Below are 20,456 nucleotides of genomic sequence, written 5' to 3' on the forward strand. Positions count from 1 at the left end.
GAAAAAATACTCATACCAATGGGAATATATTCCCATTGGTATGAGTATTTTTTCTCATAGGCGTGAGTATAGTTGAGAATTTGTACTTCCTTGATAATGGTTGACTAGTTTAACCGGCCTTCTCTATAAGTTCCATTATCATCCGTGCAAACTCTTCAACAATCTTATGATTCTCTGATTGACTCACAACGTCCTCCTCATGAGTATCCAGCGCAAGATCTTCTTGCAATCGAAACATTTCCTCTTTTCCACACGTTATCAGTTGATCCCTTTTACACATATTCCAGGGAACGAAAGTCTTGCAGATAAAAAGTTCCATGCCGGACACCACCGTAGCCGACCCGAGCGAGATACCATCCGGACTAGTGTACCACACAGGATTCAGCAAATCTTTCATTTCTTCTTCACTCAAGAATAAATGATCGGCATTATAGTGCATAGCAGTGTTCGTTTTAAAATATCTTTTTATCAGATCCTCTCCGGTGAGTTCCAATCCCATCCGTAGAGCATATCTGCTAAAAAAATGAGGTGGATAAAAAGTCACACCGGGGAGAGAACCTTCTTTAGCCGGTAAATCGTATCGATAAACATACTTACCATGATCTGTTTCTCTAACACAAACAAGAAAACTATCAACATACTGTTTCAAACGTCGCTTACTCTTGGCGAAGAATATCAAAATCCATTTGTTCTTCCTGGGTGAAGTGACTGTAGAGAAAAGAAACATCGGAAATTTGCTTTGCCTGCGGAAATATTTTAGAGCATCCGGCATTTTTTTCCGCATGATTATGCTCACGTCCATATAGTCCTTTGCTACTTCATTCGCCAATTCCTCGTAGGACATTTGTGAAGTTATCATATTTTCTTTTTTAATGTTTTAAATTACTCGATAATGAGAACTGGCGAAACTGATACCAAAGCATCGTTCCGGCAATCATACTTGCTATCAGGTCGGAAATCGGCATACTGATCCAAACTCCTAGTTGTCCGTAAAAGTGTGGAAGGATCAGCAGACAAGGTATCAGAATTAGAACCTGACGGGAGACAGACAAGAATATAGCCTTGCTTGCCATACCTATACTCTGAAAAAAGTTGGAAGTCACCATCTGAAAACCGACAATGGGAAAGAACATGACCACAATACGCAGTCCTTTAGCAGAAATACGAACCAGTTCTTCATCCGTGGTGAAAATAGAAACCGCCAAATCAGGTATCAGCATCCCCATCAAGAAACCGATAGTAGTGATAAGGGTGGCTACATAAATCGTAATTTTCAAGACTTTCGTCACACGGGAATATTGCTTGGCACCATAATTATACCCGGCAATGGGCTGCATCCCCTGATTCAATCCCATCACAATCATGACAAAAAGGAACACCAGGCGGTTGACAATTCCAAAAGCTCCAATAGCCAAATCACCTCCATACTGTTTCAATCCCTTATTAATCAAAATCACGATAAAACAAGCTGCCAGATTCATCAGAAAAGGAGCCATACCAATTGCTAAAGAATCAAACACAATCTTCTTTTTTAACCGGAAAATACCTTTATGAAAATGTAACAGTTCCTCTCTATTAGAAAATAACTTGAACTGCCATGCCAATGCGATAACCTGTGCAGTAATGGTAGCGATTGCCGCTCCTTGTATTCCCCAACCAAAGCCATAAATAAAAACAGGGTCGAGTATTGTGTTAATCACTACCGTAGCAATCGTGGCATACATCGCCTTCTGTGGATGTCCCGCCGAACGCAGTACAGCATTCAGACCTAAATAAAGGTGGGTGACGACATTACCCAACAAGATAACGATCATATAATCGCGGGCATAACCTACTGTAGCATCACTACCACCGAAGAAATAAAGAATAGGGTCGAGAAACAACAATGTGACGACTGTAAAGGCAAGCCCGATGATAATATTCAATACCAGTACATTGCCAAGTACCCGCTGTGCGGTATCGTAATCTTTCTGTCCCAATTTCACCGAAACCAATGTAGCCGCACCTACCCCCACCAAAGAGCCGAAAGCCGCGGCAAGATTCATTAGCGGAAAGGTTAATGCCAACCCGGAGATAGCCATCGCCCCTACTCCATGACCAATGAAAATACTATCTACCATATTATAAAGAGAAGACGCCGTCATGGCGATAATTGCCGGAATGGCATACTGCATTAAAAGCTTTCCAATCTTTTCCGTACCCAACGCAGTGGGTGTCTTTTGTCCTGTCATACCTATTAGTTTGAGGGTGCAAAGATACAAAAAAGAGACGGATTACAGGATATATGAGAAAAGTTTCGTATTTTTGCCCACAAAATTGAGTTAATACGTAACGAAATGAATATATTAGAACTAAGTGAACAGGAAATTATTCGACGTAACAGTCTGAATGAGCTTCGTGCAATGGGTATTGATCCATACCCTGCAGCAGAGTATGTAACCAATGCTTTCTCTACAGATATTAAAGCTGAATTTAAAGACGACGAAGAGCCACGCCAGGTTTCCGTAGCCGGTCGTATCATGAGCCGCCGCGTGATGGGTAAAGCATCTTTCATCGAATTGCAGGACTCTAAAGGTCGCATCCAGGTGTACATCACCCGTGATGATATCTGTCCGGGAGAAGACAAGGAACTGTACAACGCTGTATTCAAACGCCTGCTCGACTTAGGTGACTTTATCGGTATCGAAGGTTTCGTGTTCCGCACACAAATGGGTGAAATCAGCATCCATGCAAAGAAACTGACTGTACTTGCAAAGTCTATCAAACCGTTGCCAATCGTTAAATACAAAGACGGAGTAGCTTACGACTCTTTTGAAGATCCCGAACTCCGTTATCGCCAACGCTATGTGGACCTGGTAGTAAATGACGGCATCAAAGAAACATTCCTGAAACGCGCCACTGTAGTGAAAACATTGCGCAACGTTTTGGATGAGGCTGGTTACACGGAAGTGGAAACTCCTATCCTGCAATCTATTGCCGGTGGAGCCAGTGCACGCCCGTTCATCACTCACCATAACTCATTGGATATAGACCTTTACCTACGTATCGCAACAGAGCTTTATCTGAAACGACTGATCGTAGGTGGTTTTGAAGGTGTATATGAAATAGGTAAGAACTTCCGTAACGAGGGCATGGATAAAACTCACAATCCGGAATTTACCTGTATGGAACTTTATGTTCAGTACAAAGATTACAACTGGATGATGAATTTCACCGAAAAACTGCTGGAACGTATCTGTATCGCTGTAAACGGCTGTACGGAAAGCGTTGTTGACGGAAAAACGATCAGTTTCAAAGCTCCTTACCGCCGCCTGCCTATCCTGGATGCTATCAAAGAAAAGACAGGATACGACCTGAACGGCAAGAGCGAAGAAGAAATCCGCCAAGTTTGCAAGGAATTGAAAATGGAGGAAATCGACGAGACAATGGGTAAAGGCAAGCTGATTGATGAAATCTTCGGAGAATTCTGCGAAGGTACGTATATCCAGCCAACTTTCATCACCGATTATCCGGTTGAAATGTCTCCGCTGACCAAGATGCATCGTTCTAAACCGGGACTGACCGAACGTTTCGAGTTAATGGTGAACGGTAAAGAGCTGGCTAATGCTTACTCGGAATTGAATGACCCGTTGGATCAGGAAGAACGTTTCAAAGAGCAGATGCGTTTGGCTGACAAGGGAGACGATGAAGCGATGATTATCGATCAGGACTTCTTGCGCGCTTTACAATATGGTATGCCTCCTACATCGGGTATCGGTATCGGTATCGACCGCCTGGTAATGTTAATGACCGGACAGACCACTATTCAGGAAGTATTATTCTTCCCGCAAATGCGTCCGGAAAAAGTAGTGAAAAAAGACGCTGCTGCTAAATATATGGAATTGGGAATCGCAGAAGACTGGGTTCCGGTGATCCAAAAGGCCGGTTACAACACTGTAGCTGACATGAAAGATGTCAATCCGCAGAAGTTGCACCAGGACATCTGTGGCATTAACAAGAAATATAAATTAGAACTGACCAATCCGTCGGTAAACGACGTAACTGAGTGGATACAGAAAATTTAATAAGTTCTTCATCCAAATCCATACAAATGAAATTACCCGGCAAGATAGCGATAATGGGCGGAGGAAGTTGGGCTACAGCCATCGCAAAGATGTGTCTGGCCCAGGAAGACTCTATCAATTGGTATATGCGGCGAGACGACCGCATTGCCGATTTTAAACGATTAGGGCACAATCCGGCTTATCTGACAGGAGTGAAATTTGATACAAAACGCATCTCATTCAGTTCCAACATCAACGATGTGGTGAAAGAATCGGATACACTGATCTTCGTCACTCCCTCTCCTTATCTGAAGGCGCATCTAAAAAAACTGAAAACCAAGATAAAAGATAAGTTTATCATCACCGCTATCAAAGGAATCGTACCCGATGACAACGTTATTGTATCGGAATACTTCACAAAAGAATATGGTGTACCACCAGAAAATATAGCAGTCCTTGCAGGTCCCTGCCACGCAGAAGAAGTAGCCTTGGAACGCCTCTCCTACCTGACTATCGCCTGCCCTGACAAAGATAAAGCACGTATCTTCGCACGTCGTCTGGGAAGCAGCTTCATCAAAACATCTGTCAGTGATGACGTAGCGGGTATCGAATACAGTTCGGTACTTAAAAACGTATATGCCATCGCTGCCGGTATCTGTAGCGGTCTGAAATATGGCGACAACTTCCAGGCTGTATTGATCTCCAACGCCATTCAGGAGATGAACCGTTTCTTGAATACGGTGCATCCGTTGAACAGAAACGTGGATGAATCTGTTTATCTAGGGGATTTATTGGTGACCGGTTACTCCAACTTTAGCCGCAACCGAACTTTCGGAACGATGATAGGTAAAGGGTATTCCGTTAAGAGTGCGCAAATTGAAATGGAAATGATTGCGGAAGGTTACTATGGTACGAAATGTATCAAAGAAATCAATAAACATCATCATGTCAATATGCCGATACTGGACGCAGTGTACAACATTCTATACGAACGTATCTCACCAATGATCGAGATTAAACTGTTGACTGACTCTTTTAGATAAAAAAATATTAAGTATTAAGTATTAGGCATTTAAGTATTACCCGCAGGTACTCATACTTGACAATCCATACTTGATGACTAATACTTAATACTTAAAACTTAATACTTAAAATATATGATTAGTTTAAACATTGAAAAAACATTTGGATTCATCTCCAAAGAAAAGGTTTTTGCTTACGAAGCTGAAGTAAAAGCCGCACAGGAAATGCTTGAAAAAGGTACAGGCAAAGGTAACGACTTTTTAGGATGGTTGCATTTGCCTTCTTCTATCACTAAAGAACACCTGGCCGACCTGAACGCTACTGCAAAAGTATTAAGAGACAATTGTGAAGTAGTAATCGTAGCCGGTATCGGTGGTAGCTATCTGGGTGCCCGTGCCGTCATCGAAGCTTTGTCTAACAGCTTCACTTGGTTGCAGGAAAAGAAAACAGCTCCTGTCATGATCTATGCAGGACACAATATCAGCGAAGATTATCTGTATGAACTGACTGAATATCTGAAAGACAAGAAATTCGGTGTCATCAATATCTCCAAATCAGGAACTACTACTGAAACAGCGCTTGCTTTCCGTTTGCTGAAAAAGCAATGTGAAGATCAGCGCGGCAAAGAAACTGCAAAGAAAGTAATCGTTGCCGTGACGGATGCCAAGAAAGGTGCCGCCCGTGTTACAGCCGATAAAGAAGGATACAAAACATTCATCATCCCCGATAACGTAGGCGGACGTTTCTCTGTCCTGACTCCGGTTGGTTTGCTGCCTATTGCAGTGGCCGGGTTCGATATCGACAAACTGGTTGCCGGTGCTGCCGACATGGAAAAAGTATGTGGTTCGGACGTTGCATTTGCTGAAAACCCTGCTGCTATCTACGCTGCTACCCGCAATGAGTTGTACAGAAACGGTAAGAAGATCGAAATCCTCGTTAACTTCTGCCCGAAACTGCACTATGTAAGTGAATGGTGGAAACAGCTTTACGGAGAATCTGAAGGAAAAGACAATAAAGGTATCTTCCCTGCATCGGTAGATTTCTCAACAGACCTCCACTCTATGGGTCAATGGATTCAGGAAGGCGAACGTTCTATCTTTGAAACGGTGATTTCAGTAGAGAAGGTTAACCACAAACTGGAAGTTCCTTCTGATGAAGCGAATCTGGACGGTTTGAATTTCTTAGCCGGCAAACGTGTGGACGAAGTGAACAAGATGGCCGAATTGGGAACACAGTTGGCTCACGTAGACGGTGGTGTACCTAATATGCGTATCGTACTTCCGGAATTGAGCGAATACAACATCGGTGGTCTGCTCTATTTCTTCGAAAAGGCTTGCGGTATCAGCGGTTACTTGCTAGGCGTGAATCCATTCAACCAACCGGGTGTGGAAGCATACAAAAAGAATATGTTTGCGTTGCTGGACAAACCGGGGTATGAAGAAGAATCTAAAGCGATTCGTGCAAAACTGTAATCAAGAACGTTTTTATAAACGGTAAACTATAAACAATGAACGGTGAACAACTATGCTATATGCATAGATTTGTTCACCGTTCATTATTCATTGAAATCCAAAATGGAGACATTCCTAAATGTCCCTATTTAGTTACAATTTACCGACTTACTTTGCTAGTTGCTACCACTCGTCAATTTTCACTTATCATCCTCCGCTTTCGTCTTCAAACCGATTTCTTCCTGTGCTCCTTCACATTCGGCTTTGGAAGAAAGATAGAACTCTAATTTTACATCGCCGTTCTTATCTACTTGTTTGATGGTTGCAATCACCATAATTTTAGCTTTTGACACACCATCCTTAAAACGAAGCTGTCCCTTTTCTACATCTGTCAGATTTCCCTCTGTAGATACTTCTGTTTTCTCAAAGATGAGTTTAGTATCCACTTCATCATCATTCTGAAGTCTAAAGGTTTTCAGTTCAGCTCCATTTCCATCCAAAAGCAGAAGAGCTTTCACTTCGTCCCCCACCTTCAAGGCCGGCAATTCGTCCCTCTGATTCGCATAGTCTTTTTCACCGGAACCGGAACTTTCATCCTCCGATTCAACCTTTGCATAAAGCTTTTCTATCTTGATAACAGGACTTTCCCCACTATCAGAGCAGGCGCCTAAAAACAATGGTAGCAACAATAATACTCTCTTTTTCATGCTATCGTCGAGTTTATAACGTTACAAAAATACACATATTCTTCTAAACAACAAATAATTATACAAGTAATACGCCGCAATTCAGTAGTGCCGAACAGTCTACACGACAAGAGTTGGCAGTAGATACCACATGGCAAGTAATCACTAAACTATCTTCCCGTTCTAACTTATCTCTCGTTTTTTATCGTTATCTTTGCCTCATATACAACTGTAGATTAAGCGAATCAAACTAAAAAGAACAAATAAAATGACAGGAAATTTATTAAAGAAATCCAGTGGATTCATATTATTATGTAGCATATCATTGCTAATGCTCGTAATGACCGGTTGCCAGGAAGCCAAACTCAAGACAGTGATCGGAGTAGCCAACAAACAGTGTCCGATAGACATGGGAGCAGTCGGTACGATCACCAGCATCATCTACGACGGGAATAACGTAGTGTACACGCTGAACATGAACGAAGAGATTACCAATATAAAGATATTGAAAGACAATCCGGAAAGCATGAAATCATCTATCACAATGATGTTTCAAAATCCGGCAGCAGATGTAAAAGAGATGCTCAAGTTGATGGCAAAATGCAATTCCGGATTACACATGATATTTGTAGGGAATAAGTCGGGCGAACAAGCGGTTTGCGAACTTACCGCCGAAGAACTGAAAGAAGTGATTAATACAAATGCCGATCCGGCACAAAGCGGACAAACAAAGCTTGAAGCGCAACTGAAAATGGCGAACCTGCAATTCCCGATGCAAGCCAGCGAAGAAGTCATTGTCGAAAAGATCGAGGTCATAGGCGAATCGGTTGTTTATATATGCAGTGTGGACGAAGAATTGTGTCCCATCAGCCAGATTGAAGAAAACGCAGCAGAAGTGAAAGAGGGTATTGTATCAACACTGGCAAGTCAGACCGATCCCGCCACCCAGATATTCATCAAAACCTGTGTAGATAACAATAAAAGCATAGCTTACAGATATATCGGCAAGGAATCCGGTCAGCAATACGATGTGATTATTCCTCTGTCTGATCTGAAGAAAATGCTTATAGAAAAATAAAATATCATCTTAAAAAGATTCTGCAACGTACCAAAGTATGAAAAAGAAACTGAAAGCCGTCCTGTTTGACATGGACGGCGTACTTTTTGACTCTATGCCCTATCATTCGGAAGCCTGGCATACAGTAATGAAATCTCATGGACTCACTCTTAGCCGCGAAGAAGCATATATGCACGAAGGACGGACAGGAGCCTCCACTATCAATATTGTTTTCCAACGTGAACTGGGCAGAGAATCTACCCAGGAAGAAATAGAAAGTATCTATCAGGAGAAAAGTGTTTTGTTCAATTCGTATCCCGAAGCAAAACGTATGCCCGGTGCATGGGAATTGCTACAAAAAGTGAAAAAGGATGGACTGATTCCGATGGTGGTCACTGGTTCCGGCCAACTATCCCTGCTCGAACGGTTGGAACACAACTATCCGGGAATGTTTCGTAAAGAATTGATGGTTACAGCGTTCGATGTAAAATATGGTAAGCCCAATCCCGAACCGTATCTGATGGCATTGAAAAAAGGTGGACTTAAAGCTGATGAAGCCATCGTAGTAGAGAACGCTCCGTTAGGAGTGGAAGCCGGACACAATGCGGGCATCTTTACAATAGCTGTAAATACAGGTCCTTTGGACGGACAAGTATTGCTGGATGCCGGAGCCGATCTGCTACTGCCATCCATGCAAGCACTAAGCGAGCAATGGGATACGCTGTTTGAAAAGAACACCTAAAAGCTGAAAAGATAATTTATTCTTCAAAACAGGAGAAAAACATTGAAAAGAAGGAATATAAATCGTATTTTTACGGGAGTTTAATTCACTTAGATTCCATCTAAGCCAACGCAGATTCTACTATGCAAAAGTTATTATCCTTACCACCCAATTTGATCCATTGCTTCCACGAACTGGAAGAAGTCAACCATACCGATTGGTTTTGTACATCAGACCCCATTGGGAGCAAACTAGGCTCCGGCGGCGGAACGACATGGTTATTGCAGGCCTGCCATCAGGCATTCGCGCCACAAGAATCTTTCAGCAATTGGATAGGAGATGAAAAAAGAATATTGCTCCATGCAGGCGGACAAAGCCGTCGCCTGCCCAGCTACGGACCTTCCGGCAAAATATTGACTCCGATCCCGATCTTCAGTTGGGAAAGAGGACAAAAACTCGGACAGAATCTATTATCATTGCAGCTCCCGCTCTATGAAAGGATTATGAATCAGGCTCCGGCCGGTCTGAATACGCTGATCGCAAGCGGAGATGTATATATCCGTTCGGAAAAGCCACTCCAGGATATTCCGAATGCAGACGTAGTGTGCTACGGCTTATGGGTAAATCCTTCCTTGGCAACCCATCATGGTGTATTTGTTTCCGACCGGAAAAAGCCGGAGGTTCTCGACTTCATGTTACAGAAACCTTCTCTTGAAGAGTTGGAAGGATTATCGAAAACTCATCTTTTCCTGATGGACATCGGTATCTGGATTTTGAGTGACCGCGCCATCGAAGTATTGATGAAACGGTCATTAAAAGAAGGAACCAATGATATTAATTATTATGACTTATACTCGGACTACGGCTTGGCTTTGGGAGAGCATCCCAAAACGGAAGATGAAGAAATCAATCAGTTATCCGTAGCCATATTGCCTTTGCCCGGTGGAGAATTCTATCATTATGGCACAAGCCATGAACTGATTTCTTCTACTTTAGCCATACAAGACAAGGTACGCGATCAAAGAAGGATCATGCACCGGAAAGTAAAACCGAATCCGGCTATCTTTATCCAGAACTCTATCACACAAGTTTCTCTTTCTGCAGACAATGCCAACTTATGGATTGAGAATAGTCATGTGGGAAAAGGCTGGAAACTGGGTTCCCGCCAAATAATAACAGGAGTTCCCGAAAACCAATGGAACATCAACCTGCCGGATGGAGTCTGCATCGACATTATCCCTATCGGCGACAATGACTTTGTTGCACGTCCGTATGGATTAGATGATGTGTTCAAAGGAGCGTTGGACAAATCAACGACTACCTATCTTAATATCCCTTTCACCCGCTGGATGGAAGAAAGAGGAATTACCTGGGAGGATATAAAAGGACGCACCGATGATTTACAATCAGCATCTATCTTCCCCAAAGTAACTTCTGTTGAAGATTTAGGCATATTAGTGCGCTGGATGACATCGGAACCCCAACTGGAAGAAGGGAAAAAACGTTGGCTGAAAGCAGAGAAAGTTTCTGCCGACGAAATCTCGGCAGGCGCCAACCTCAAGCGTCTTTATGAACAGCGCAATGCTTTCCGTAAAGAGAACTGGAAAGGACTGGCGGCTAATTATGAAAAAAGCGTATTCTATCAACTTGACTTACTGGATGCCGCAAACGAATTTGTACGTTTTAATCTGGATACTCCCGATGTCCTGCAAGAAGATGCCGCACCCATGCTACGGATACACAACCGGATGCTTCGCGCACGCATCATGAAACTACGTGAAGACAAAGATTGCGCAAAAGAAGAACAGGCAGCCTTCCAACTGCTCCGCGACGGTTTATTGGGAGTGATGAACGAACGTAAAAGTCATCCCACACTCAACGTTTATTCCGATCAGATTGTATGGAGCCGCAGCCCTGTACGCATTGATGTGGCAGGAGGATGGACGGACACCCCTCCCTACTCTCTTTATTCAGGAGGAAGCGTTGTCAATCTTGCCATCGAACTGAACGGCCAACCGCCGCTGCAAGTATACGTTAAACCTTGCAAAGAATATCATATTACCCTTCGCTCCATTGATATGGGCGCAATGGAAGTGATACGAAATTACGAGGAACTGCAAGATTACAAAAAGGTGGGTTCTCCATTTTCTATCCCCAAAGCTGCCCTAACATTGGCAGGCTTCGCACCGGCATTCTCAACAGAATCCTACCCTTCTTTAGCCAAACAACTGGAAGCTTTCGGTTCAGGAATTGAAATTACCCTGTTGGCTGCTATTCCTGCTGGCTCGGGGTTAGGTACCAGTTCCATTCTGGCCTCCACCGTGCTCGGAGCAATCAATGATTTCTGCGGACTGGCTTGGGATAAGAATGATATATGCAGTTACACATTAGTATTGGAACAACTACTGACCACGGGAGGAGGTTGGCAGGATCAATATGGCGGTGTTTTTTCCGGCATTAAACTACTACAATCCGAAGCAGGTTTCGAACAACATCCATTAGTGCGTTGGTTGCCCGATCAACTCTTTATTCATCCTGACTACCGCGACTGTCATCTGTTATATTATACAGGAATTACCCGTACTGCCAAAAGTATTCTGGCAGAAATCGTCAGTTCCATGTTCCTCAATTCCGGTCCACATCTAAGTTTGCTAGCCGAGATGAAAGCCCATGCAATGGATATGAGTGAAGCTATCCTGCGCAGCAACTTCGATAGTTTCGGTCGATTGGTCGGCAAAACCTGGATACAAAACCAGGCATTAGATTGCGGAACCAATCCGCCGGCAGTAGCAGCCATTATTGAGAAAATCAAGGATTATACCCTAGGATACAAACTCCCCGGAGCAGGTGGTGGCGGTTATTTATATATGGTAGCCAAAGACCCTCAAGCAGCCGGACAAATCCGACGGATATTGACAGAACAAGCTCCCAACCCACGCGCTCGTTTTGTAGAAATGACGCTTTCTGACAAGGGACTTCAGGTTTCAAGAAGCTAAAGAAGAGGCATTGCCAGACTACCGGTCAATCTCATTCAGAACCACAAAAAACAAGCTTGGACAGATTCAAACGAAATGTCCAAGCTTCAATTTTTCAATGCCATAATGATCTGTTTTACATGTTGAGACTTGAAATAACTGTAAAGTAAATCATAATAATGATAAAACCAATAGCTCCGATAATCAGCGCCACACTAGCCCATTTCTTTTTTCTAGCTTCTTCCATTCTAATTTATATTTATGGGATTAATATAATTTATCGTCAGATATCTACTTCCGGAAAGCTATAAATACACTATATCAACATCATTTTTTTTACTTCTTCATCGTTACAAAGTTAGCATTTTCTATGAGATTCCAATCATCTAAAACAACTTTTCATTCTCTTTAGACTAAATTATGCAACTACGGATAATAATATGGAACACAAGATTTTATCTATTACTGCTTTTATATCATGTGAAAGTTGTACATTTGCATAAGCGACAATTCTGGTTGAACAAGGAAAAAAATCAAAATACAAGAGGTCATGACTAAAAAAGGATGCTATAAAAATATTCGAAGATAAAAAGCTCTGTGCTGTAACATCATATACCATACATGGGCTGAAAATACAATAATAAAAAGCCGTACTCTCCGCAAGTACGGCTTTAAAGTACACCCGAAGGGAATCGAACCCTTATCTGAGGTACCGGAAACCTCCATTCTATCCATTGAACTACAGGTGCTTATACAAATTTATCAGGCTAGAAAAAACGCTTCATCCGCTTAAATAAAGAAGCCATTCTTTCTAAATGTGAGGACAAAAGTATAAAAAATCTTCTCATCTTCCTAATGATTCTTCTTTTTTTATAGTTCTTAAGGCACTTCCCCATGTTAAGACATTGTTATTTTGAAATGCTTTAGAGCATTTACTTTATCAAATTGACAATCTTTTAGAGAATATCCATTACATATATCAATTTTATTCCTATCTTTGCCGACAATTAACATTTAACAAACCTATGAGTTACTTGATAAAACCTAAGAACTATAATCCGCTACTCGACCTCAAACAGACCGAGCTGGGAATCAAGCAAATAAAAGAGTTCTTCCAATTAAACTTGTCATCCGAGCTACGCCTTAGACGTGTGACTGCCCCCCTTTTCGTATTGAAAGGAATGGGTATCAATGACGATTTGAACGGAATAGAACGACCCGTTTCTTTCCCTATTAAAGATCTGGGCGATGCACAAGCCGAAGTGGTTCATTCATTGGCTAAATGGAAAAGGTTGACCTTAGCTGACTATCATATCGAACCCGGATATGGTATTTATACGGATATGAACGCAATCCGTTCAGACGAGGAACTGGGCAACCTGCATTCTCTCTACGTAGACCAGTGGGACTGGGAACGTGTCATCACCAATGAAGACCGGAACGTAAACTTCCTGAAAGAGATCGTCAACCGTATTTATGCGGCTATGATCCGTACAGAATATATGGTATACGAAATGTATCCGCAAATCAAGCCGTGCCTGCCACAAAAGCTACATTTCATCCATTCAGAAGAATTGCGCCAACTTTATCCGGATCTGGAACCCAAATGTCGCGAACATGCCATCTGTCAGAAATACGGAGCTGTGTTTATCATAGGCATAGGCTGCAAACTTAGCGACGGCAAGAAACACGACGGACGCGCACCGGACTATGACGACTACACAACCAAAGGATTGAACGACTTACCCGGACTAAACGGCGACCTCCTTCTGTGGGACAATGTACTGCAACGCTCCATCGAATTGTCATCTATGGGAATCCGTGTTGACAAAGAAGCCTTGCAACGTCAGTTGAAAGAAGAAAAAGAAGAAAAAAGACTGGAACTTTATTTCCACAAGCGATTGATGAATGACACCCTTCCACTATCTATCGGAGGAGGTATCGGACAATCCCGCTTGTGTATGTTCTACCTTCGCAAAGCTCACATTGGAGAGATACAAGCCAGCATCTGGCCCGAAGATATGCGCAAAGAATGTGAAGAACTTGATATACACCTTATATAACAAACTATGAACGTACAAATTGAAGAAAGCTGGAAAGCACATTTAAAACCCGAATTCGACAAAGACTACTTTCGCACACTGACCGATTTCGTCAAAAGCGAATATAGCCAGTATCAGATCTTCCCTCCGGGAAAACTGATCTTCAATGCTTTCAACCTTTGTCCTTTCGACAAAGTGAAAGTTGTAATTATAGGACAAGATCCTTACCATGGACCGGGACAAGCGCATGGTCTCTGTTTCTCTGTAAACGACGGAGTGCCTTTTCCCCCTTCATTAGTGAATATATTCAAAGAAATCAAAGCCGACATCGGCACAGATGCCCCTGCTACGGGAAATCTGACTCGCTGGGCAGAACAGGGAGTATTGTTGCTCAACGCTACGCTGACCGTACGTGCTCACCAAGCTGGTTCACACCAGAACCGTGGCTGGGAAACATTTACTGATGCTGCAATCCGTGCCCTGGCAGAAGAAAAAGAAAACCTGGTATTTATCCTGTGGGGATCATACGCTCAAAAGAAAGGAGCGTTTATCGACCGCAACAAACACTTGGTACTCACTTCCGCCCATCCCTCTCCTCTTTCTGCTTACAACGGCTTCTTCGGAAACAAACATTTCAGCCGTACAAACGACTACCTGAAAACCCATGGAAAAACAGAAATCGCATGGTAGTTGGAGAAGTTGAGAATGGAGAGTTGAGAGTTAAGAATAAAGAGTAAAGAGTAAAAAAAATGGCTGCACTATTCGTCGAATGATAGCGCAGCCATTTTTCTTTTCTATATTGTAGCAAAACAATTACACGTCCGAATTTCCACTCTCAACTCTCCACTCTCAACTTATCCTAGTACCACTGAATGTTACTTTGCGTTTGGCTTCTCTGCTCATACTTCAAGTCTTGCAGGATGCTTGCATTCGCACGGATGGTAACATTGTAATATTTCCAGCGTCCGAAAGGAGAAAGACTGGCGGACAGGTTGAAACAGTGCAAGTCACGGGAGATTGTACAAGAAGTCTGCGTAATCTCTTTTGCCTGAAAATCATAGCCCGAGTTGAACGAGAGCGACCAGTTATTAGAAATCTTTATATTTCCGTTTGCATTGATGTTATGCGTATACGTATAAGGATATCGCATGGAATAACGGTTAATAGGCTTAGACCTATCTTCACGGATATTAAACGAATAGCTAAGGCTTAACGACCAAGGCATCTTAAACACCTGATAACCATCCGGGTCTGCCTGTGCTTTCTCTACTTTCTTAGGTGTAGTACCATCTCCTTCCGTTCCGTCAGATTCTTCATCGTCACTATCCTCCGACTTCTTATCTTTTCCTTTTTCATCCTCCTCTTTCGGACCGAACCATTTCTTCCATGTGTCATTATTAAAGGTATAGTTGAAAGAAGAACCATATCCTTGGAAACGCCCAAAACGACCATACGACCATTCTGTACGGTTACTGGTCACTACATTACCGCTTTTATCGAATGTATAAGCATACGTAGCGAATTGGGCATTCATATTGAAAGTATAATTCTTGGTCAGTTTCAGACGGAGGTTCATACTTAAGTCACTCCACGGTCTTTCCTTTGCCGCCATATTATAGGACATATTGGCACTCAAATCATCAATAAGGCTAACTTTCTTGACTGTATCATTCTTTGCGTCATAATACTTCATCTCCAAGTTATTAGCTATCGAGAAACTAACCGTTCCCGACCCCTCACGAGAAGGCACGCCATAAGGCTGATTGGTAAAAGGAGAATAATATTGTGTATTACCATTATAATCGGTATATTCTTCCCAGTACTTGCCAAATCCCGGAGCACCACTCAAACTCACCTGCGGTGTGAATACGTGACGAATCTGTATCTCCTTCTTCTTCGCAAAGATCGGTTTATACATACCATACAATTTCGTACTTAGAGCCAAACTAGCCGAGTAATTGGATACACGATAAAAGCCGTTAAGAGAATCGCCCGGCAATGATTCCAGCCTGTGAGTATCTTCGTTATAATGCTGATTGATTTTACGGGTGTACCATCGTTCTGTATAATTCACAGAAGGATTGACCTGCAAATATTTGAACAGCGTAAAAGTAGCACTGATAGGAATGTTATGGTTCATCGCATTCTCCCATGAGCTTAGTCCGGCTTTGAACAAATGGTCATCTTTAGTACGGATACTGTTTGTCAGACGTCCCGTATAACCAATGGAAATCTTCTCGTACCAACGTTCGGCTCCTGCCGCTTTCTTGCGCTTGAACGGAAACAGACGGCTCAACGTAATATTCAAGTCAGGCAAAGTGACCGCAATAGAAGAGTCACGCATTGTCTGTGCGATATTGGTAGTTCCGGATAAGGTCAGACCGATATCGGGAAAACTACGAGAATAACTAATACTTGATGTTTTGGTATTTTGAGTCAACAACTGCGAATTATAAAGGTTGTTGATATTAGAACGTTCATAACTACTGGTCGAGAAGTTCACACTGGCAGAGAATGTAGTGTTCGGACTGGCTTTAGCATCCTGTCGATGGTTCCATACCACCTTAAAGTCCTTAGCAACTGTATAGTCCGGCATCCCTTTATCTCCAGTCTTGGTGACCTGATAGTCCGCTTGCAGCGTACCGGAATATTTATAGCGTTTATTATAGTTTGTCAATCCAGACAATCTCCATGAACCTTTCGTGAAGATATCTCCCGTTATTTTCAAGTCCATGATATCACTCATGGCAAAGTAATATCCTCCTTCTGCCAAACCGAAACCACGACTGGAGTCATCCATATAAGTCGGCATAATGAAACCGGAAGAGTAACTGCTGGAGAATGGGAAGAAGAAGAACGGCACAGCCAACGGCAGAGGCACATCTTCCACAACCAGATAGGCAGGTCCTGTCACTACATTCTTTTTAGGGCGCACCTTAGCTCTCGTCAGCTGCATATAGAAGTGGGGATGATCGTGATGATCGCAGGTTGTATAACGCCCATGCTCCATGAAAATTTCATCATTGGCCCCTTTCTTCGCCTTGCTTCCGGTCACATATCCTTCTCCCTGCTGGGTGACGATATCAGTAATTCCCGCTTTCTTGGTTTTGAAGTTATATCGGATTGTTTCCGTATCATACGAGGTATCACCTTCTTTAAATACCGGTTTACCTTTTTCCACTCCGGTAGTATCCTTGATACCATAAGCATGCACAGTACTACTATCCAGATTCATCGAAATAACTTCCGCAGCCAGTTCGATGTTCTGATAATTCACTTTTCCGCTACCATAAAGTGTAGCGGCTCCTCCCAAAGTAAAGACAGTGGAGTCGTTGGATTCATAAACAACCGGTGCATCGAGTGGTTGTTTCTTCTTTACCGGTGCGATGGAATCAATACGTACCGTTACCGTATCTGCTTTCAACGAATCATTTCCCTGAAGGGAATCCGTTTGTGCGGTATTGGAGGCAATCATTCCTCTTCTTCGACGCTGAGACGTAGCCTCATCGGGAAGCATCAGTAAGACAATCAGCAGTATGAATGATATAAGTATTTTTGCTTTCAATGGCGCCATTAACTAATAGTTTACGCTTGAAGTGGCAAAAGTACACAATCTTCACCAAATATGAGTTAGAATCTTCGTTATTTAATTATTTTTTAGTGCTATAAAAAGAGAGAACACCATCTATCAAAGCGGCTTAGGCCTTCTTCACCATATTTTGCAATACTTTGCCGCGCTTTTTCCACAGTTTTCTCTTCATCCAGATGGGTTTTAGAAAAGAATTTATCCGCAAAGCAAATCAATTGCTCTTCCAGGGTAATGGGCAGCATCTCACGATGAGGAACGGGGAGCTGCTGGGCAATGATATCTTCCAACGAGAGTCCGGCTCCCGTATGGCGTTCGCACACCAATGCGTGTTGGGGGAAACCTTCCGCCCGCAAGATTTCAGCTCCCAAATATCCGTGGGCGATATAAGGATGAGTGCCAAAGCACTGAATGGTGGGAGCATCGGTCTGAAAAATTCCAATATCATGCAACAGAGCAGCTTCTTTTACAAAACTCCGGTTTAAACGCAATTCGGGATGAGCATCCAGCATTTTCATTGCTTTTCCGGACACGGCCAAACTATGTATTACTAAGATTTGTCTCTGCTGGGTATTCTCCGGATAATACTTATCAATGATTTCGTATGGATTCATGTGCTTTATTTTTTGCTCTCTTGATGAGAAATTAATATTTTTGTGCAATATTACAAAAAAATTACCGATATGCAAACTAGAGTTTCCTTCATTCTTATATTTTTGTTCATTATGTTGTTGCCAATGCGTGTAAACAGTCAAATTGTCACGGGAGCAGAACAGATGGATCAATATCTGCCGTTGCTGAAAGGAAAACGCATCGGAATGGTGGTCAATCACACTTCTGTTGTGGGAAGAAAGCAGGTTCATCTTCTCGATACCTTATTAAAGAGAGAGGTCCGGGTAGTCAAAGTATTTGCTCCCGAGCATGGTTTCCGTGGTAACGCAGATGCGGGTGAAACGGTGAAAGACGGAAAAGATTCCCACACCGGCATTCCTATCGTATCGCTTTATGGTGACAACAAAAAGCCGTCTGCCGCCCAACTAAAAGATGTCGATGTGATTGTATTCGACATTCAGGATGTAGGGGCACGCTTTTATACCTATATAAGCACGATGTATTATGTGATGGAAGCTTGCGCAGAGAACAAGAAAGAAATGGTTGTACTGGATCGCCCCAATCCGTGCGATTATGTGGATGGTCCGATACTCAAACCTGCCTACCGGAGTTTTGTCGGCATGTTACCCCTTCCGGTTCTCCACGGATGTACCATCGGCGAACTGGCACAGATGATAAACGGGGAAGGATGGATTGCCAACAAGAAAAATCCTTGTTCATTAAAGGTAATTCCAATGACCGGATGGAAACACGGAGCACCTTATTCACTTCCCATCAAACCGTCGCCCAACCTCCCGAACGACCAGTCTATCCGATTGTATGCCTCACTTTGTCCTTTTGAAGCCACCCGCGTCAGCGTGGGACGGGGGACAACTTTTCCTTTCCAAGTATTGGGCGCACCTAATAAGAAATACGGAAGTTTCACTTTTACTCCCCGCTCCTTACCCGGTTTTGACAAAAATCCGATGCACAAAGGTATCACCTGTTATGGGGAAGACCTCCGGAATGTAACCAATGTGAACGGATTTACACTCCGCTACTTCTTGGACTTTTATCGCTTATCCGGCGAAAAAGCAGCTTTCTTCTCCCGTGCCCGATGGTTTGATTTGCTGATGGGAACTGACAGCGTACGCAAAGCTATCCTCAAAGGAGAATCGGAAGAGGCTATCCGGAATAGTTGGCAAAAGGAATTACAGGATTACAAGGAGATTAGAAAAAAATATCTTCTCTATGAGTAAAAAAACTAGTATCATACTCTCATTCATTTTCATAAACCACTTATAATTAAAAGAATAAGTATGATAGATAACTATTATTTCCGGTATCTATCATACTTAGACCATCAAAAACGAGGTATCTATCATACTTGATCAATCCACGCTCTCTCCTGAAGTTTCATTTTTTTCCCGTTCATCACCAACTTGCAATGCACTTTTTGCATTAAGTGGAGATATAACAGGGCGTTTTAGCTGACTTTCCAATTGCTTGCGAGCAACTCTTGCCACATTTCCTCCATCTTTTGCCACTTCGGCATTTTCAGCAAAACCGGATGGGTTTCTCTCTTTGGACAAATCCGTAGTAGCCGTTTCAGCAAGCATATTAAGGATCAGTTCAGTGTTCGTCATATTGTCACGGAGATTTTCTTTCTTCAATCCTTTAAACTGCTTATATTCTTTTGCCGACTTTTCAGCCCATGTCTGATAAATTATATCCGTTAATGCAGCAAACTGAACGCCCTCTTGCATCCCATTTCTTTTCCATTCGTCAGTTAGTTCCTTCCGTACTTCAATTGATTTCAATCGTTGATTAATCCAATTGTCCGAGTAACCTAAAGATTTATATTCCATCATCGCCCGATTTATAGTCAGTTCGGGGTCCTGCATTTCATCCAGACGCTCTTTGGCGACTTGAGCCATCCACATCTTAAAGGGTTCCGCTTTGGGCGAGGGAATAGACTGAATTAGACGGAAAAGCTGTTGGGTTGTAGCTACATCTGTCTTATACAGTTTGCCGTCAGAAGAAGGTAATTTCAGTTGGTGACAACTTGTCACCAACTCACTGCCTTCTGCTTTAAGACGCTGTTTCAACTTATTCCAATACTTGCGCCCATCAACACTTTCTGTTAGCACGCTTACCACATCCACAATGGAAAAATACCATTCCTCCTTTTGGTCATCCCAAACAGCACGGATCTTTTTATCTTCAAATACTTTTATAGCATCTTTTTTAGTCATAGCATTATATATATATGATGTAAACA

14 protein-coding genes, 1 tRNA gene and 1 pseudogene are annotated in these 20,456 nt (G+C 42.6%); 9 read left to right on the forward strand and 7 right to left on the reverse strand.

Annotation, left to right across the window (positions count from 1 at the left end; genetic code table 11):
* Positions 1–109 precede the first annotated feature (109 nt).
* Both KTR06_RS09865 and KTR06_RS09870 read right to left on the reverse strand, forming a co-directional pair.
* Positions 110–859 (reverse strand): hypothetical protein, encoded by a 750-nt coding sequence (locus KTR06_RS09865; protein WP_009038801.1) that lies wholly within the window; start codon positions 857–859, stop codon positions 110–112.
* A 10-nt stretch (positions 860–869) separates the two neighbouring features.
* The gene (locus KTR06_RS09870; RefSeq protein ID WP_217290301.1) at positions 870–2,261 is read right to left on the reverse strand and encodes an MATE family efflux transporter; all 1,392 of its coding nucleotides are present in this window, start codon (positions 2,259–2,261) and stop codon (positions 870–872) included.
* A 75-nt stretch (positions 2,262–2,336) separates the two neighbouring features.
* Here KTR06_RS09870 and lysS point away from each other — a divergent pair, with 75 nt between their 5' ends.
* The 3 genes from lysS to KTR06_RS09885 all read left to right on the forward strand — a co-directional run bounded on the left by lysS (position 2,337) and on the right by KTR06_RS09885 (position 6,538).
* Positions 2,337–4,064, forward strand: a complete 1,728-nt coding sequence (gene lysS, locus KTR06_RS09875) for a lysine--tRNA ligase (protein ID WP_004299379.1) — start codon at positions 2,337–2,339, stop codon at positions 4,062–4,064.
* A gap of 26 nt (positions 4,065–4,090) precedes the next feature.
* Positions 4,091–5,086 carry an NAD(P)H-dependent glycerol-3-phosphate dehydrogenase gene (locus KTR06_RS09880; RefSeq protein ID WP_008024959.1) on the forward strand — a complete coding sequence of 332 codons (996 nt, stop codon included), beginning with the start codon at positions 4,091–4,093 and terminating at the stop codon, positions 5,084–5,086.
* A 114-nt stretch (positions 5,087–5,200) separates the two neighbouring features.
* A complete protein-coding gene (locus KTR06_RS09885; protein WP_004299377.1) occupies positions 5,201–6,538 on the forward strand; it encodes a glucose-6-phosphate isomerase in 1,338 nt (445 codons plus the stop codon).
* A gap of 179 nt (positions 6,539–6,717) precedes the next feature.
* Here the strand turns inward: KTR06_RS09885 and KTR06_RS09890 are convergent, their stop codons facing one another.
* Positions 6,718–7,224: a DUF5035 domain-containing protein gene (locus KTR06_RS09890; RefSeq protein ID WP_004313491.1), complete on the reverse strand. Its 507-nt coding sequence runs from the start codon at positions 7,222–7,224 to the stop codon at positions 6,718–6,720.
* A 247-nt stretch (positions 7,225–7,471) separates the two neighbouring features.
* Between KTR06_RS09890 and KTR06_RS09895 the strand changes: the two genes are divergently transcribed.
* From KTR06_RS09895 to KTR06_RS09905, 3 genes and pseudogenes are all read left to right on the forward strand, one after another.
* Positions 7,472–8,281, forward strand: a complete 810-nt coding sequence (locus KTR06_RS09895; protein ID WP_008024965.1) for a hypothetical protein — start codon at positions 7,472–7,474, stop codon at positions 8,279–8,281.
* Between the two features lie 37 nt (positions 8,282–8,318).
* Positions 8,319–9,002 carry an HAD family hydrolase gene (locus tag KTR06_RS09900; RefSeq protein ID WP_217290302.1) on the forward strand — a complete coding sequence of 228 codons (684 nt, stop codon included), beginning with the start codon at positions 8,319–8,321 and terminating at the stop codon, positions 9,000–9,002.
* Between the two features lie 119 nt (positions 9,003–9,121).
* A pseudogene (locus tag KTR06_RS09905) lies at positions 9,122–11,977 on the forward strand (bifunctional fucokinase/fucose-1-phosphate guanylyltransferase); the annotation flags it as partial.
* A 656-nt stretch (positions 11,978–12,633) separates the two neighbouring features.
* Here KTR06_RS09905 and KTR06_RS09910 read toward each other — a convergent pair.
* Positions 12,634–12,705, reverse strand: a tRNA-Arg gene (locus tag KTR06_RS09910).
* Positions 12,706–12,981: 276 nt separating this feature from the next.
* On the opposite strand from KTR06_RS09910, the gene asnA reads away from it, so the two are divergent.
* Positions 12,982–14,019 carry an aspartate--ammonia ligase gene (asnA, locus tag KTR06_RS09915; protein WP_004299370.1) on the forward strand — a complete coding sequence of 346 codons (1,038 nt, stop codon included), beginning with the start codon at positions 12,982–12,984 and terminating at the stop codon, positions 14,017–14,019.
* 6 nt (positions 14,020–14,025) lie between these two features.
* Positions 14,026–14,688, forward strand: coding sequence for a uracil-DNA glycosylase (gene ung / locus KTR06_RS09920; protein ID WP_074706438.1), 663 nt, complete (start codon positions 14,026–14,028; stop codon positions 14,686–14,688).
* A gap of 169 nt (positions 14,689–14,857) precedes the next feature.
* Here the strand turns inward: ung and KTR06_RS09925 are convergent, their stop codons facing one another.
* Together KTR06_RS09925 and KTR06_RS09930 are read right to left on the reverse strand one after the other, a co-directional pair.
* Complete coding sequence (locus KTR06_RS09925; protein ID WP_015531394.1) at positions 14,858–17,572, reverse strand: putative LPS assembly protein LptD; 2,715 nt, start codon at positions 17,570–17,572, stop codon at positions 14,858–14,860.
* Positions 17,573–17,661: 89 nt separating this feature from the next.
* Complete coding sequence (locus tag KTR06_RS09930; RefSeq protein WP_004312347.1) at positions 17,662–18,198, reverse strand: HDIG domain-containing metalloprotein; 537 nt, start codon at positions 18,196–18,198, stop codon at positions 17,662–17,664.
* Positions 18,199–18,267: 69 nt separating this feature from the next.
* Between KTR06_RS09930 and KTR06_RS09935 the strand changes: the two genes are divergently transcribed.
* Complete coding sequence (locus KTR06_RS09935; protein ID WP_217290304.1) at positions 18,268–19,434, forward strand: exo-beta-N-acetylmuramidase NamZ domain-containing protein; 1,167 nt, start codon at positions 18,268–18,270, stop codon at positions 19,432–19,434.
* Positions 19,435–19,566: 132 nt separating this feature from the next.
* Here KTR06_RS09935 and KTR06_RS09940 read toward each other — a convergent pair whose 3' ends face one another.
* The gene (locus KTR06_RS09940; RefSeq protein WP_008024972.1) at positions 19,567–20,430 is read right to left on the reverse strand and encodes a Bro-N domain-containing protein; all 864 of its coding nucleotides are present in this window, start codon (positions 20,428–20,430) and stop codon (positions 19,567–19,569) included.
* Positions 20,431–20,456: the final 26 nt, after the last annotated feature.

The sequence above is a fragment of the Bacteroides sp. MSK.20.12 genome (assembly GCF_019052435.1).
Lineage (GTDB): Bacteria > Bacteroidota > Bacteroidia > Bacteroidales > Bacteroidaceae > Bacteroides > Bacteroides xylanisolvens.

Bases quoted from the DNA above. Each gene is read 5' to 3' on its own strand.
- asnA (WP_004299370.1), top strand. From the start codon at position 12,982: ATGAGTTACTTGATAAAACCTAAGAACTATAATCCGCTACTCGACCTC.
- ung (WP_074706438.1), top strand. From the start codon at position 14,026: ATGAACGTACAAATTGAAGAAAGCTGGAAAGCACATTTAAAACCCGAA.
- KTR06_RS09890 (WP_004313491.1), bottom strand. From the start codon at position 7,224: ATGAAAAAGAGAGTATTATTGTTGCTACCATTGTTTTTAGGCGCCTGC.
- KTR06_RS09930 (WP_004312347.1), bottom strand. From the start codon at position 18,198: ATGAATCCATACGAAATCATTGATAAGTATTATCCGGAGAATACCCAG.
- KTR06_RS09865 (WP_009038801.1), bottom strand. From the start codon at position 859: ATGATAACTTCACAAATGTCCTACGAGGAATTGGCGAATGAAGTAGCA.
- KTR06_RS09895 (WP_008024965.1), top strand. From the start codon at position 7,472: ATGACAGGAAATTTATTAAAGAAATCCAGTGGATTCATATTATTATGT.
- lysS (WP_004299379.1), top strand. From the start codon at position 2,337: ATGAATATATTAGAACTAAGTGAACAGGAAATTATTCGACGTAACAGT.
- KTR06_RS09925 (WP_015531394.1), bottom strand. From the start codon at position 17,572: ATGGCGCCATTGAAAGCAAAAATACTTATATCATTCATACTGCTGATT.
- KTR06_RS09885 (WP_004299377.1), top strand. From the start codon at position 5,201: ATGATTAGTTTAAACATTGAAAAAACATTTGGATTCATCTCCAAAGAA.
- KTR06_RS09880 (WP_008024959.1), top strand. From the start codon at position 4,091: ATGAAATTACCCGGCAAGATAGCGATAATGGGCGGAGGAAGTTGGGCT.
- KTR06_RS09900 (WP_217290302.1), top strand. From the start codon at position 8,319: ATGAAAAAGAAACTGAAAGCCGTCCTGTTTGACATGGACGGCGTACTT.
- KTR06_RS09935 (WP_217290304.1), top strand. From the start codon at position 18,268: ATGCAAACTAGAGTTTCCTTCATTCTTATATTTTTGTTCATTATGTTG.
- KTR06_RS09940 (WP_008024972.1), bottom strand. From the start codon at position 20,430: ATGACTAAAAAAGATGCTATAAAAGTATTTGAAGATAAAAAGATCCGT.